Here is a 13,528-nt window from a genome sequence, read left to right on the forward strand (position 1 = left end):
CGTGGATCAGGACGAGCCGCCGGAATCAGCCGGGGCGATCGCGCCGCGGACGTTGCCGTGAAGCTGGATGACCCGGGTGACGTTGTTGTAATTCATGCCGCTGCTGGCCGTCATGACCGACTGGCCGCGACGAAGTTTAACCGGCTTTTCGGTCTGGATCACATCGTCATTGACGAGCACGCGGAAATGCTCGGAATCGGCCTGCATATCCGGATCGCCCTCGCCCGCCGCGCGCAGGATGTGCGCGTTGTCGTAAAGATCGACGATCGAGGCGTCGGCGTTCACCTTGCCGCGCTCGCCCGTGGCCGTCACGATCGGCTTGCCGGGCTGGAATGCCCGCACGGCGGGCATCGTGAGTTCGCCGTCGTCGTCGTCCTCGTAGTGGGTAAGGTGCGTCGCGGTGAGACGGTACTGCGTGGCGCCCGACTGGTCGAGTTCGGACACCGAGAAGTTATCGGCGAAGTAATCTGGCGTGTGCGTGAGCGGGCGCGGCGCCGCTTCCTTTTCGTGTGGCTGGACCGCCTGCAGCAGCCACCACGTAAAGCCTGCCAGCGCCGCCACGCAGATGAGCGGAACAAGCGATGTAAGGCGGAATCTCTGTGCGTTCATCGCGGCTTCGCAGCATGCGGCGCGCAGGCGGCGGCGAGCAGCGCCTCGTAGCGGTTCTGCGCGCGCAGGATCATGTCGGTGACTTCGCGCACCGCGCCGTGGCCGCCGTGCGCGGCGGCGACCCAGTGGGCGCGCGCGAGCACGTCGGCGTGCGCGTTCGCCGGTGCGGCTGCGAAGCCGCACTGGAGCATCACCGCGAGGTCGGGCCAGTCATCGCCCATGTAGCCGCATTCTTGCGCCGTCAGGCCCGTTTCGGCGAGCAGTTGCGCGAACGCGACGCGTTTGTCTTCCACGCCCTGATACAGATGCGTGATGCGTAGCTCCTTCGCACGCACGGCCACGATCTCCGAGCGGCGCCCGGTGATGATGGCCGTGTCGATGCCGGCTTCGCGCAGCAGCTTCGCGCCGTGGCCGTCGAGCGAGTTGAACGCCTTCATCGTGTCGCCCGCGCCGGTGAACATCAGGCCGCCGTCGGTCAGCACGCCGTCGACGTCGAAAATCATCAGGCGCACGCGCGCGGCGCGTGCGGTGGCGTCAAGTGGGAGGGCCGTCATGGTCAGATCACCTTTTTCGCAAACAGGTCGTGCATGTTGAGCGCGCCGATCAGCTTGCCCGCGCCGTCGACGACCAGCATCTGATTGATGCGGTGGCGCTCCATCAGTTCCACGGCTTCGACGGCAAGATTGTCGGGTCCGATCGTGCGCGGGCCCTTCGTCATGACCGTTTCGATCGGCAGATTGCGGAAATCGCCCACGCGCTCCAGCACGCGGCGCAGATCGCCGTCGGTGAAGATGCCGCTCACGCGGTCCTCCGAGTCGACGATCGCCGTCATGCCCATGCGCTTCGCCGTGAGCTGGAAGAGGGCGTCGCGCACGGTGGCGTCCTCGCGCACCGACGGGATCTGCTCGCCCGTGCGCATCACGTCGCGCACATAAGTGAGCAGGCGCCGGCCGAGCGCGCCGCCCGGATGCGAGCGCGCGAAGTCGTCGGCGCCGAAGCCGCGCGCGTCGAGCACCGCGAGCGCGAGCGCGTCGCCGAGCGCAAGCGCCGCCGTCGTGCTGGCGGTGGGCGCGAGGTTCAGCGGACAGGCTTCCTTTTCCACACCGGAATTCAGGTGCACGTCGGCGAGCTGGCCGAGCGTCGATTGCGGGCGGCCCGTCATGGCGACGAGTTTCGCGCCGATGCGCTTCACGAGCGGCAGGATCGCAACGAGTTCTTCCGATTCGCCGGAGTTCGAGAGCGCCACGAAGACGTCGTCGGCGGTGACCATGCCGAGGTCGCCGTGACTGGCTTCCGCAGGGTGGACGAAGAACGCGGGCGTGCCGGTCGAGGCGAGCGTGGCGGCCAGCTTGCGGGCAATGTGGCCCGATTTGCCGATGCCGGAAACGACCACGCGGCCACGGCAGCCAAGGATGAGATCGACTGCGCCGACGAAGCTGTCGTCGAGTCGTTCGCGAAGCGCGCGGACGGCGTCAGCTTCGGTGTCGAGCACGTCGCGAGCGAGCTTCAGTGCCCGATCGCCATTGATTTTCGCTATCATCCGCGGAGTATAACAAAGGCGCCTGTTCGCCGTGCCGGCGCGCCAGGCCTGAAAGCCCCCGTTGGCGCGCGGTTGGCGGCGTGTCGGCGTGCGGTCGGCGCGCCGTTGGCGGGCAGTCGGCAGGCTGTCGAGCCGGGCGTCCGCGCGAAGCTTTTCACCCCCGTCGTGCTTCTGCGTTGCTTCCCGAAAGCACTTCCCTTTTGGCCCGCTTTGCGCCGATCATTGACGCAGCCGGCGCGTGCCCGATGCAAACATCCGTTTCCTTTGAGGGGCCATTGAGGGGACTAGGGGGCCAAAGTAAGGGTCCAAAGACAAAAAGTCGCAGACGCAACGCTACACGAGGACGCTTCACACGATGATCTCCCCGCTGGAAATGACGCTGTTTCTGCTGCTTGCCTCGGTAGTCGGCGTCGTGCTGTTCCGTTACCTGAACCTGCCGCCGATGCTCGGCTATCTGAGCGTGGGCATCCTCGTCGGGCCGCGCTCGCTCGGCATCGTGCCGGACATGCACGGCGCGCAGAACCTCGCCGAGTTCGGCGTCGTGTTCCTGATGTTCTCGATCGGCCTCGAATTTTCGCTGTCCAAGCTGCGCGCGATGCGCTACGCCGTGTTCGGGCTCGGGCTGTTGCAGGTGCTCGGGACGATCGTGGTCGCGCTGCTGCTCGGGCTCGTGCTGGAGCCGTGGGTGCATATCACCTGGCAGGCGTGCGTCGCGCTCGGCGGCGCGCTTGCCATGTCGTCGACGGCCATCGTCAGCAAGATGCTCGCCGAGCGGCTCGAAATCGAGTCGGCGCACGGCCGCAACATTCTCGGCGTGCTGCTGTTCCAGGATCTGGCCGTCGTGCCGCTGCTCATCGTGATCGCCGCGTTCGGCGGCGATTCGAAGTCGCTCATGGAGTCGCTCGGGCTCGCCGGGATCAAGATCGTGCTTGCGCTCGCGCTCTTGCTGATCGTCGGCCAGAAGTTCATGACGCGCTGGTTCAACGTCGTCGCGCGGCGCCGTTCGCAGGAACTCTTCGTGCTGAACGTGCTGCTCGTCACGCTCGGCGCCGCGTTCATCACCGATAAATTCGGCCTCTCGCTCGCGCTCGGCGCCTTCATTGCGGGCATGCTCATCGCCGAAACGCCTTACCGGCACCAGGTGGAAGAGGACATCAAGCCGTTTCGCGACGTGCTGCTCGGCCTCTTCTTCGTGACCACCGGCATGCTGCTCAATCCGCACGTGATCGTGCAGCACCCGCTGCTGGTGGCCGCGTTCCTGATCGGCCCGGTCGTGCTCAAGGCCGTCATGATCACGGCGCTCGCGCGGCTCTCCGGCGCGTCGCCCGGCGTCGCGATGCGCACGGGCCTGGGTCTCGCGCAGGCCGGCGAATTCGGCTTCGTGCTGTTGAATCTCATCCTCGACAAGCATCTCGTCGATCCGACGCTGCTCCAGGCGATCCTCGCCTCGATGCTGCTCTCCATGCTCGCCGCGCCGTTCCTGATTCAGAACGCCGATCGCATCGTGCTGCGCCTGTCGTCGACCGAATGGATGCAGCAGTCGCTGATGATGACGCGCATCGCCACGCAGAGCATCAAGCAAAGCGGCCACGTGATCGTCTGCGGCTACGGGCGCGCCGGGCAGAACCTTGCGCGCATGCTCGAATACGAAGGGCTCTCGTATGTGGCGCTCGACCTCGACCCGGACCGCGTGAGCGCGGCCGCGGCGGCGGGCGAATCGGTGGTGTTCGGCGACGCGGCGCGGCGCGAGTCGCTCGTCGCGGCCGGCATTCACCGCGCCGCGGCGGTGGCGATCACCTACGCGAACACGCAGTCGGCGATGCGCGTGCTGCACCACATCCACGAACTGGAGCCGACGCTGCCCACGATCGTGCGCACCGTCGACGACGCCGATCTCGAACGCCTGCTCGCGGCGGGCGCAACCGAGGTGATTCCGGAGATCGTCGAGGGCAGTCTGATGCTCGCCTCGCACATGCTCGTGCTGATGGGCGTACCGATGCGCCGCGTCGTGCGGCGCGTGGAGGAACTGCGCGACGAACGCTACAGCATGCTACGCGGCTATTTCCATGGCACCGACGATGTCGGCGACGACGGCCACGAGCAGGTGCGGCTACAATCCGTACCGGTCGATGCGCGCGCGGACGCCGTGGGCCGCACGCTTGCCGAACTGGGGCTGTACGACCTCGGCGTCGAGGTGACTGCGATCCGCCGGCATGGCATTCGCGGCGTCGAGCCGGATCCGTCGACGAAGCTGCGCGAAAACGACATCATCGTCATTCGCGGCCTGCCCGAGCACCTCGCCAAGGCCGAAGAACGGCTTTCGCGGCACCGCAAGGCCGGTGCCGGCGCGGCGGGGACGTCGGCGGCCTGAGTGTGTCTGCCTGAATGTGACTGCCTGCGCGCTTGTGCATCGGCGCCCGAACCCGAATCCAGCATTTTTGCTTTTACTAGCACTGACAATACCCGGAGAAATCATGTCTAACGCACCTGCGAACGCGCCGGCCGAACCTGCGCAGTTGGTGAAGAACCTGATCCGCACGGTGCCCGACTGGCCTCAGCCGGGTGTGCAGTTTCGCGACATCACGCCGCTCATCGGCGATGCGAAAGGCCTGCGGATCCTGATCGACCTGTTCGTGGAGCGTTATGTCGACGCGAAGCTCGACTACGTCGCGGGCCTCGACGCGCGCGGCTTCATCATCGGGCCGATCGTTGCGTATGAACTGAACGTCGGCTTCATTCCGATCCGCAAGATCGGCAAGCTGCCGTACAAGACCGTTGCCGAGACCTACAAGCTCGAATACGGCGAATCGACCGTCGAGATTCACGACGACGCTTGCCGCAAGGGCGACCGTGTCGTGATCGTCGACGACCTGATCGCGACGGGCGGCACGATGCTCGCGGGCAAGCTGCTGCTCGAGCGGCTCGGCGCGACAGTCGTCGAAGGCGCGGCGATCATCGACCTGCCCGACCTCGGCGGCTCGAAGCTGCTGACCGATGCCGGCCTGCCGCTTTTCACCATCACGTCCTTCGGCGGACACTGATCCCATGCCCAATTTCGCGCTGTTTCTCGCAACGTCGATCGCCATCACCTTCGCGCCCGGCCCGGACAACCTCCAGGTGCTCGCGCGCGGCATTTCGCAGGGTCGCGCGGCGGGTCTCGTCGCGGCGCTCGGCTTCGCGGCCGGCGTGACGTTCCACACGACGCTCGCCGCGCTCGGCATCGCCGCGCTGCTGCGTTCGTCGCCGCTCGCGTTTCAGATCCTCAAGCTCGCGGGCGCCGCGTACCTCATCTGGATCGGCGTGAAGGCGCTCAGGAGCCAGGGGCTCGCCGCCGCGGGCGACCGCCCGCGTCAGCCGCTCTCGACGATCTTCCGCCAGAGCGTGCTCGGCAACATGATGAATCCGAAGGTCACGCTGTTTTTCGTCGTGTTCCTGCCGCAGTTCGTCGATGCGCACGGCGCGCAGAGCGTGACGCTGCAGATGCTCGAACTCGGCCTCGCGTTCATGCTGCAGACCGTCGTCGCGTTCTCGATCATCGGCTTGTGCGCGGGAACCATCGGCGGCTGGCTCAAGCGCCGGCCGCGCGCGAGCGTGTGGCTCGACCGGCTCGCGGGCCTCACGTTCATCGGACTCGGCCTTCGTGTCGCGCTGCGCGACTGATTGCGCGACTGATCCGCTCCGCTGGAGCTTTACACGATGACCTTGCCTTGCATTAGCGCCGCGCGCCGTTTCGATGTCCACGCTCATCTGCCGTTCTGGATCGGCGCCGAGCGCGTCGGCTGGATTCGCAAGACCGACGCCGCGCTGCTCGCGCGCTGGCCCGACGTGTTCGTTGTGGACGCCGCGCGCGTGGCGATGTCGCCGACGCTCGACAACCTGACTTCGCGCAGCGCGGCGCTCGGCGCCGTAATCGGCGCGCTTGCGGCAGACGGTCGCATCCCGGGCTGGCGCGACGAAACCTACGCGATCCGCAACGCCTTCGATGCGCCGCCGCTCGCATACATCGAACGCGCCGCGTCGCGCTTTTTCGGGACGATGACCTGGGCGGTGCATCTGAACGGCGTCGTAGAATATGGGGGCCCGGCTTCCCACGGCGCGCCGCAGCTATGGATCGCGCGCCGCAGCGCGACCAAGGCCACCGACCCTGGCATGCTGGACAACGTCGTCGCGGGCGGCATCGGCTGGGGTTTCGGCATCGAGGCCACGATCGTCAAGGAATGCTGGGAAGAGGCGGGCATTGCGGCCGACCTCGCGCAGCGCGCCCGCGCGGGCCGCACGGTGCACGTGCTGCAATCGCTGCCGGAAGGCACGCAGGCCGAGCAGGTCTTCGTCTACGATCTCGCGCTGCCCGAGGATTTCGTTCCGCACAATCAGGATGGCGAAGTCGGCGAGCACCGGCTCGCGCGCATCGACGAAGCCGCGCGCTGGATCGAAGAGGGCGCGATGACCGTGGATGCGAGTCTCGCGACGCTCGACTGCCTGCTGCGCCGCAACTGGATCGACGAAGACGCGTGCGAAGGCATCGCCGCGATCTTCGAGCCGCCGACGCTGTCGCAGTCACTTTGAAAGGGCGCGGCGATTTCCCTGCAATACGAAGGAGTTACGAGGGTCATGTCGACCGATCACAGCTTTATTCTCAAACTGTCGTGCGCCGACCGGCCGGGCATCGTGCATGCCGTATCGGGTTTCCTGTTCGAGCGCGGCAGCAACATTCTCGATTCGGCGCAGTTCGGCGACAGCCACACGGGTGAGTTCTTCATGCGCGTCCACTTCGAGCAGGTGGGCGGCGATGCGGGCCTCGACGGGCTGCGTGCGTCATTCGCGCCGCTCGCGCAGGAATTCGGCATGCGCTGGGAACTGCACGACGCGAACGTGAAGCCGCGCGTCGTCATCATGGTTTCGAAGATCGGCCACTGCCTGAACGATTTGCTGTTCCGCTACCGCACCGGCCAGCTGCCCATCGAGATCCCGGCGATCATCTCGAACCACAAGGAGTTCTACCAGCTCGCCGCCAGCTACAACATTCCGTTCCATCATTTCCCGCTGCTCGGCGGCACGCAGGAGGCGAAGGCCGCGCAGGAAGCGCGCGTGCTGGAGGTGGTGGAAAGCGAGCGCGCCGATCTCGTGGTGCTCGCGCGCTACATGCAGATCCTCTCGCCGCAACTGTGCGATGCGCTCGCGGGCCGCGCGATCAACATCCATCACTCGTTCCTGCCGAGCTTCAAGGGCGCGAAGCCGTACTACCAGGCCTTCGACCGCGGCGTGAAGCTGATCGGCGCGACCGCGCACTACGTGACGACGCACCTCGACGAAGGTCCGATCATCGAGCAGGAAGTGGAGCGCGTCGACCACAGCATGACGCCGGATCAGTTGACGGCGATTGGCCGCGACGTCGAGTGCGTGACGCTCGCACGCGCCGTGAAGTGGCACGTCGAACATCGCATCGTGCTCAACGGCAGCAAGACGGTGGTGTTCCGCTAGGCTTCAGCGCGGTGTGCGCCCGGGAAAAACGGGGCGTAAAACAACAGGCGTAAAAAAACCGGCTGTCCGCGAGGACGCCGGTTTTTTGTTGCGGACGCATTCAAACGAGCCGCAGATAAATCAGTTCCCGCTTGATATAGGCGTAGAAAATGGGCGCGGCCACGACGCCCTGGATGCCGAACGCAGCCTCCATCACGAGCATGGCGACGAGCAGTTCCCATGCGCGCGCCTCGATCTGGCCGCCGACGATGCGCGCGTTCAGGAAGTATTCGAGCTTGTGGATCACGATCAGGAACACGAGCGCGGAGATCGCGGCGGGCAGGCTCACCGTGAGCGCGATGGCGGCGATCAGCGTGTTCGAGATCAGGTTGCCGATCACCGGCAGCAGGCCGACCACGAACGTCACCACGACGAGCGTCTTCGCAAGCGGCAGCCGCGAGTGAAAGAGCGGCAGGACGAGCAGGAGGAGGAGGGCCGTGAACACCGTGTTGATGGTCGAAATCTTCACCTGGGCGAATACGATGCGGCGAAACGCGTCGGCGAAGCGCGCGACGCGCGTGACGAACGCGGTGGAAAGCGGCAGGCGCTGCGTGTTCTTCTGCGCGCCGATGGCGACGATCGCGCCGATGATCATGCCGATCAGGATGTGCCCGAAAATGCGCGCGGCATTCTTGCCGCCCTGGCCCAACTGGTTCGCATGCTCGTGCATGAGCGCGACGGCCCTGAGCTTCAACTGGTCGACGTCCACCGGCAGGTAGGCGGCGACGGCGCCCGGAATGCGGCCGCGCGCCTGGTCGACGAAGGACATCATCTGGGTCATGACCTGCTGGACGCTCGGCACGTCGTGCTCGAAGTGCTCGATGACGCCGACGATGAGCCCCGTCAATGTGCCGACGATCACGATGGAGACGAGCACCACCGACGCCCAGCGCGCGCGCTGGCTCGACATGCGCCGCTCGATGAACGGCGCGATGGTGTGAACCAGCTGGTAGACGAGCATGCCCGCGAGGAGCGCGCCGAGCAGCTTCAGGTACAGCACGGTCCACAGGCCGCCGATTGTGACGATGTAGCTGCCGATTTCGACGGCCGACAGATTCGGCAGGCTCATGTCGCTCGTCAGCCGGACCGGCCGCGGCCTGAGGTCGCGCACCTGTTTTTCGTCTGTCGCTTCGCTGCGCTTGACCATGATCCGAGTATCCCGTTTCCAGATCAGCAGGAACGCTAAATTCCCCTGATTCGCTGCCTTGTTGTTGGTGCCCGCACGCGTTGCCGCGTGTTCCCCCGGGCAACTGCCCTATTTCCCCGCCGACGTTGCCAGCGCATCGGTCTGCCGTTTGAGCAGCGGCGCGAGGTACCGTCCGGTAAAGCTCGCTTTCGATGTCACGACCTGCTCGGGCGTGCCCTGGGCGACGATCTGGCCGCCGCCCGCGCCGCCTTCGGGGCCCATGTCCACGATCCAGTCGGCGGTTTTGATGACATCGAGATTATGCTCGATGATCACCACCGTATTGCCCTGGTCGCGGAGCCGGTGAATTACCTCCAGCAACAGCGCGATGTCGTGGAAGTGCAGGCCCGTGGTCGGCTCGTCGAGTATATACAGCGTGCGGCCGGTGTCACGCTTTGACAGTTCGAGCGAGAGCTTCACGCGTTGCGCTTCGCCGCCCGAAAGCGTCGTGGCCGACTGGCCGAGCCGGATATAGCCGAGACCGACGTCGAGCAGCGTCTTCAGCTTGCGCGCCACGACCGGCACGGCCTTGAAGAATCCGTAGGCCTGCTCGACGGTCATGTCGAGCACCTCGCTGATGTTCTTGCCCTTGTACTGCACTTCGAGCGTTTCGCGGTTGTAGCGCTTGCCGTGGCAGACGTCGCACGGGACATACACGTCCGGCAGAAAGTGCATTTCCACCTTGAGGACGCCGTCGCCCTGACAGGTTTCGCAGCGCCCGCCCTTCACGTTGAACGAGAAGCGGCCCGGATCGTACCCGCGCTCCTTGGCCGCAGGCACGCCCGCGAACAGCTCGCGGATCGGCGTGAAGAGGCCCGTGTAGGTGGCCGGGTTCGAGCGCGGCGTGCGGCCGATGGGCGACTGGTCGACGTTGATGACCTTGTCGAAGTGCTCCATGCCCTCGATCGCCTCGAACGGCGCCGGTTGCGCCGACGAGCCGTACAGATGCTGCGCGACCGCGTGATAGAGCGTGTCGTTGATGAGCGTGGATTTGCCCGAGCCCGAGACGCCCGTGACGCAGGTGAGCAGGCCGACGGGCAGATCGAGCGTCACGCGCTTGAGGTTGTTGCCGTGCGCTTCCACGATGCGCAGGCGGCGCTCGTCGGGTTCCTTGCGCTCGTCCGGGAATTCGATGCGGCGCGCGCCCGAGAGGTACTGGCCGGTCATCGACGCCGGGTCGCTCTCCACTTCCTCCGGCGTGCCCTGGGCGATCACCATGCCGCCGTGCTCGCCCGCGCCCGGGCCCATGTCGACGACATAGTCGGCCATGCGGATCATGTCCTCGTCGTGCTCGACGACGATCACGGAATTGCCGAGGTCGCGCAGGTGCTTGAGGGTGGCGATCAGGCGGTCGTTATCGCGCTGATGCAGCCCGATGGACGGCTCGTCGAGCACGTACATCACGCCGGTCAGGCCCGAGCCGATCTGCGAAGCGAGGCGGATGCGCTGCGCTTCGCCGCCCGAGAGCGTTTCCGCGCTGCGGTCGAGCGACAGATAGTCGAGGCCCACGTTGTTCAGGAACATCAGGCGCGCGACGATTTCCTTCACGACCTTGTCGGCGATTTCGCGCTTCGCGCCTTCGAGCCGCAGCGTCTGGAAGTAGCCGAGCGTATCGCGCAGCGGCCAGCTGCTCACCTCGTAGATACCGCGCGCGTCGCCGGCCGCGCCGACATTCGATCCAATCCGCACGAAACGCGCTTCGCGGCGCAGGCGCGTGCCGTCGCAGTGCGGGCAGGCCTGGTTGTTCTGGTACTTCGAGAGTTCTTCGCGCACGGCGACCGAATCGGTCTCGCGGTAGCGGCGTTCGAGGTTCGGGATGATCCCTTCGAATACGTGCGCGCGCACCGAAGTGCGGCCGCGCTCGTTGATGTACGAGAACGGAATCTCTTCCTTGCCCGAGCCGTAGAGCAGGATCTTGCGCACGTTCTCGGGCAGATCCTCGACCGCGGTGTCGATGTCGAACTCGTAGAACGCCGCGAGGCTCTGCAGCATCTGGAAGTAGAACTGGTTGCGCCGGTCCCAGCCCTTCACCGCGCCCGCCGCGAGCGACAGCGACGGATGCGCTACCACGCGCTTCGGATCGAAGAACGTGATCTGGCCGAGGCCGTCGCATTCCGGGCACGCGCCCATCGGGTTGTTGAACGAGAAAAGACGCGGCTCCAGTTCGGGAATCGAGTACGAGCAGATCGGGCACGCGAACTTCGAACTGAAGAGGTGCTGCGTGCCTGTGTCCATTTCGAGTGCGATGGCGCGGCCTTCGGCGAGGCGCAGCGCCGTCTCGAACGATTCGGCAAGGCGCTGCTTCATGTCGCCGCGCACCTTCAGCCGGTCCACGACCACGTCGATGCTGTGCCGCTCGCTCTTCTTGAGCTTCGGCAGCGATTCGACTTCGTAGATCTTCGCCTCGCCCTCATTGGCCGTGCCGCCGCCCGAGCGCACGCGAAACCGCACGAAGCCCTGGGCCTGCATGTCGTCGAAGAGTTCGGTGTGCTCGCCCTTGCGGTCGGCGACCACGGGCGCGAGGATCATCAGCTTGGTATCTTCGGGCAGCGCGAGCGCGGTATCCACCATCTGCGAGACGCTTTGGGCTTCGAGCGCGATTTCGTGGTCGGGGCAGTAGGGCGTTCCGACACGCGCGAACAAAAGACGCAGGTAATCGTGGATTTCCGTGACGGTGCCGACCGTCGAGCGCGGATTGTGCGAGGTCGCTTTCTGCTCGATGGAAATAGCCGGTGACAGACCCTCGATCAGATCGACGTCCGGCTTTTCCATGAGCTGCAGAAACTGGCGCGCGTAGGCCGAAAGGCTTTCCACATAACGCCGCTGGCCCTCCGCATAAAGCGTATCGAACGCGAGCGACGATTTACCCGAACCCGAGAGCCCGGTGATGACTACGAGCTGGTGGCGCGGCAGGTCCAGATTGACGTTCTTCAGGTTGTGGGTTCGGGCCCCACGGATACGGATTTGTTCCATGAACCTGCAGCAGAAGGGAAGGCTAAACCTGCTACTATAACGACTTTTCCAGACCGCCGTTACGGCTTGCTGACGGTCTTTAAAGGCTCTTGAAAGGTAATGCCGCGGGTGCGGATACCGGTACTGCAATGAGCACTGCAATGAGCACTGCGGTCACCGCCGGGATCACTGCTTTGGTCAAATCAGACGGGCCGTTGTTCCTGCATCGCAGATGGGGCGTTCGCGTGCCGTTGCAAGACGGCGCCGGAAGTGCCGGAGGAACCCCACGCGGCACGGGCGCACGTTGTGCCGCGCCGCGCGAGGATGCCGGAGCCACAGGGGTGTCAAGCCGGGAGCCATTTCGGCAATAACGAAGTCCGCGCTCGCCTGCTTCCATTTCCGCGGGCAGCGGCAGCCTAATCAGATCATCTCTCCGATGTCCAATCCGTCCGCTACTTCATCACGCATGTCCGCGCCCGAGTTGCGCGCGACCGTGTCGCTCGCTGCGATCTTCGCGCTGCGCATGCTGGGCCTCTTCATGATCATGCCGGTGTTTTCGGTCTACGCGAAAACGATCCCCGGCGGCGATAACGTGCTGCTGGTCGGCATCGCGCTCGGCGCTTACGGCGTCACGCAATCGCTCCTCTACATCTTCTACGGCTGGCTCTCCGACCGGATCGGGCGCAAACCCGTGATCGCCTCGGGGCTCGTGATCTTCGCGCTCGGCAGCTTCGTCGCCGCGTTCGCGCACGACATCAACTGGATCATCGTCGGCCGGGTGATTCAGGGCATGGGCGCGGTATCGTCCGCGGTGATCGCGTTCATCGCCGACCTCACCGCCGAAGAGCACCGCACCAAGGCCATGGCGATGGTGGGCGGCTCGATCGGCATTTCGTTCGCGGTCGCCATTGTGGGCGCACCCATCGTGTTTCACTGGGTCGGCATGAGCGGGCTTTTCACGCTGGTCGGCGTGTTCTCGATCCTCGCGGTGGGCGTCGTGCTCTGGGTGGTGCCCGATGCGCCCAAGCCCGTGCACGTGCGCGCGCCCTTCGCCGAAGTGCTGCACAACGTCGAATTGCTGCGCCTGAACTACGGCGTGCTCGTGCTGCACGCGACGCAGACGGCACTCTTCCTCGTGGTGCCGCGCCTGCTCGTCGATGCGGGCCTGCCGGTTTCGTCGCACTGGATGATCTATCTGCCGGTGATGGGGCTCGCATTCGTGCTGATGGTTCCGGCCATCATCGTCGCCGAAAAGCAGGGCAAGATGAAGGCGGTGCTCGTCAGCGCGATTGCGCTCATCCTGATCGGCCAGCTGCTGCTCGGCTCGCTCGCGCACACGCTGACGATCGTCGGCGCGGTGCTCTTCATCTACTTCCTCGGCTTCAATATCCTGGAGGCGTCGCAGCCGTCGCTCGTCTCGAAGCTCGCGCCGGGCGCGCGCAAGGGCGCGGCCACCGGCGTGTACAACACCACGCAGTCCATCGGCCTCGCGCTCGGCGGCGTGGTCGGCGGCTGGCTGCTCAAGCACGGCGGCGCAAGCACGGTGTTCTATACGTGCTCCGGGCTCGTCCTGTCCTGGCTGATCGTCGCGGCCAACATGAAGGCGCCGCCCAAGCGCGCCTGATACCGGCACAAGGGTATTACTGGCGCCAGGGCGCTCCGCGCGCGCTGAGACACCCGCCTTGCGCGCGCCGCTCACGGCTCGCACCCTCAACGCGTTT

At 65.6% G+C, this 13,528-nt stretch carries 11 protein-coding genes; 6 read left to right on the forward strand and 5 right to left on the reverse strand.

The genetic code is table 11. The features are described 5' to 3' along the window. Positions 1-6: 6 nt before the first annotated feature. The 3 genes from lptC to kdsD are packed head-to-tail and all read right to left on the reverse strand — an operon-like array spanning position 7 to position 2,149. Complete coding sequence (lptC, locus tag ACFPTO_RS12220; RefSeq protein WP_377711595.1) at positions 7-609, reverse strand: LPS export ABC transporter periplasmic protein LptC; 603 nt, start codon at positions 607-609, stop codon at positions 7-9. Then, positions 606-1,163: a KdsC family phosphatase gene (locus ACFPTO_RS12225; RefSeq protein ID WP_377711596.1), complete on the reverse strand. Its 558-nt coding sequence runs from the start codon at positions 1,161-1,163 to the stop codon at positions 606-608. Before ACFPTO_RS12225 ends, lptC begins: the two co-directional genes overlap by 4 nt. A 2-nt stretch (positions 1,164-1,165) precedes the next feature. Further along, the gene (kdsD, locus tag ACFPTO_RS12230) at positions 1,166-2,149 is read right to left on the reverse strand and encodes an arabinose 5-phosphate isomerase KdsD (protein WP_377711597.1); all 984 of its coding nucleotides are present in this window, start codon (positions 2,147-2,149) and stop codon (positions 1,166-1,168) included. A gap of 355 nt (positions 2,150-2,504) precedes the next feature. On the opposite strand from kdsD, the gene ACFPTO_RS12235 reads away from it, so the two are divergent. The 5 genes from ACFPTO_RS12235 to purU all read left to right on the forward strand — a co-directional run bounded on the left by ACFPTO_RS12235 (position 2,505) and on the right by purU (position 7,630). Beyond that, positions 2,505-4,520 carry a monovalent cation:proton antiporter family protein gene (locus ACFPTO_RS12235; RefSeq protein WP_377711598.1) on the forward strand — a complete coding sequence of 672 codons (2,016 nt, stop codon included), beginning with the start codon at positions 2,505-2,507 and terminating at the stop codon, positions 4,518-4,520. A 103-nt stretch (positions 4,521-4,623) separates the two neighbouring features. After that, positions 4,624-5,190 carry an adenine phosphoribosyltransferase gene (locus ACFPTO_RS12240; RefSeq protein WP_296651870.1) on the forward strand — a complete coding sequence of 189 codons (567 nt, stop codon included), beginning with the start codon at positions 4,624-4,626 and terminating at the stop codon, positions 5,188-5,190. A gap of 4 nt (positions 5,191-5,194) precedes the next feature. Beyond that, a complete protein-coding gene (locus tag ACFPTO_RS12245; RefSeq protein WP_296651873.1) occupies positions 5,195-5,809 on the forward strand; it encodes a LysE family translocator in 615 nt (204 codons plus the stop codon). Positions 5,810-5,845: 36 nt separating this feature from the next. Beyond that, complete coding sequence (locus tag ACFPTO_RS12250) at positions 5,846-6,715, forward strand: NUDIX hydrolase (protein WP_377711599.1); 870 nt, start codon at positions 5,846-5,848, stop codon at positions 6,713-6,715. Between the two features lie 45 nt (positions 6,716-6,760). Continuing rightward, on the forward strand, positions 6,761-7,630 hold the full coding sequence (gene purU, locus ACFPTO_RS12255) for a formyltetrahydrofolate deformylase (protein WP_377711600.1): 870 nt from the start codon (positions 6,761-6,763) through the stop codon (positions 7,628-7,630). Positions 7,631-7,730: 100 nt separating this feature from the next. On the opposite strand, the gene ACFPTO_RS12260 is transcribed toward purU, so the two are convergent. Beyond that, complete coding sequence (locus ACFPTO_RS12260) at positions 7,731-8,816, reverse strand: AI-2E family transporter (protein ID WP_377711601.1); 1,086 nt, start codon at positions 8,814-8,816, stop codon at positions 7,731-7,733. A gap of 108 nt (positions 8,817-8,924) precedes the next feature. Beyond that, positions 8,925-11,828 (reverse strand): excinuclease ABC subunit UvrA, encoded by a 2,904-nt coding sequence (gene uvrA, locus ACFPTO_RS12265; protein WP_377711602.1) that lies wholly within the window; start codon positions 11,826-11,828, stop codon positions 8,925-8,927. A 415-nt stretch (positions 11,829-12,243) separates the two neighbouring features. Between uvrA and ACFPTO_RS12270 the strand changes: the two genes are divergently transcribed. Further along, positions 12,244-13,431 carry an MFS transporter gene (locus ACFPTO_RS12270; protein ID WP_377711603.1) on the forward strand — a complete coding sequence of 396 codons (1,188 nt, stop codon included), beginning with the start codon at positions 12,244-12,246 and terminating at the stop codon, positions 13,429-13,431. The last annotated feature ends 97 nt before the right edge of the window (positions 13,432-13,528 follow it).

This window comes from Paraburkholderia denitrificans (assembly GCF_042655705.1).
Classification (GTDB): Bacteria; Pseudomonadota; Gammaproteobacteria; order Burkholderiales; family Burkholderiaceae; genus Paraburkholderia; species Paraburkholderia denitrificans.

Coding starts and splice junctions, on each gene's coding strand:
- ACFPTO_RS12245 (WP_296651873.1), top strand. CDS start 5,195: ATGCCCAATTTCGCGCTGTTTCTCGCAACGTCGATCGCCATCACCTTC.
- ACFPTO_RS12240 (WP_296651870.1), top strand. CDS start 4,624: ATGTCTAACGCACCTGCGAACGCGCCGGCCGAACCTGCGCAGTTGGTG.
- uvrA (WP_377711602.1), bottom strand. CDS start 11,828: ATGGAACAAATCCGTATCCGTGGGGCCCGAACCCACAACCTGAAGAAC.
- ACFPTO_RS12225 (WP_377711596.1), bottom strand. CDS start 1,163: ATGACGGCCCTCCCACTTGACGCCACCGCACGCGCCGCGCGCGTGCGC.
- purU (WP_377711600.1), top strand. CDS start 6,761: ATGTCGACCGATCACAGCTTTATTCTCAAACTGTCGTGCGCCGACCGG.
- ACFPTO_RS12235 (WP_377711598.1), top strand. CDS start 2,505: ATGATCTCCCCGCTGGAAATGACGCTGTTTCTGCTGCTTGCCTCGGTA.
- ACFPTO_RS12260 (WP_377711601.1), bottom strand. CDS start 8,816: ATGGTCAAGCGCAGCGAAGCGACAGACGAAAAACAGGTGCGCGACCTC.
- kdsD (WP_377711597.1), bottom strand. CDS start 2,149: ATGATAGCGAAAATCAATGGCGATCGGGCACTGAAGCTCGCTCGCGAC.
- lptC (WP_377711595.1), bottom strand. CDS start 609: ATGAACGCACAGAGATTCCGCCTTACATCGCTTGTTCCGCTCATCTGC.
- ACFPTO_RS12250 (WP_377711599.1), top strand. CDS start 5,846: ATGACCTTGCCTTGCATTAGCGCCGCGCGCCGTTTCGATGTCCACGCT.
- ACFPTO_RS12270 (WP_377711603.1), top strand. CDS start 12,244: ATGTCCAATCCGTCCGCTACTTCATCACGCATGTCCGCGCCCGAGTTG.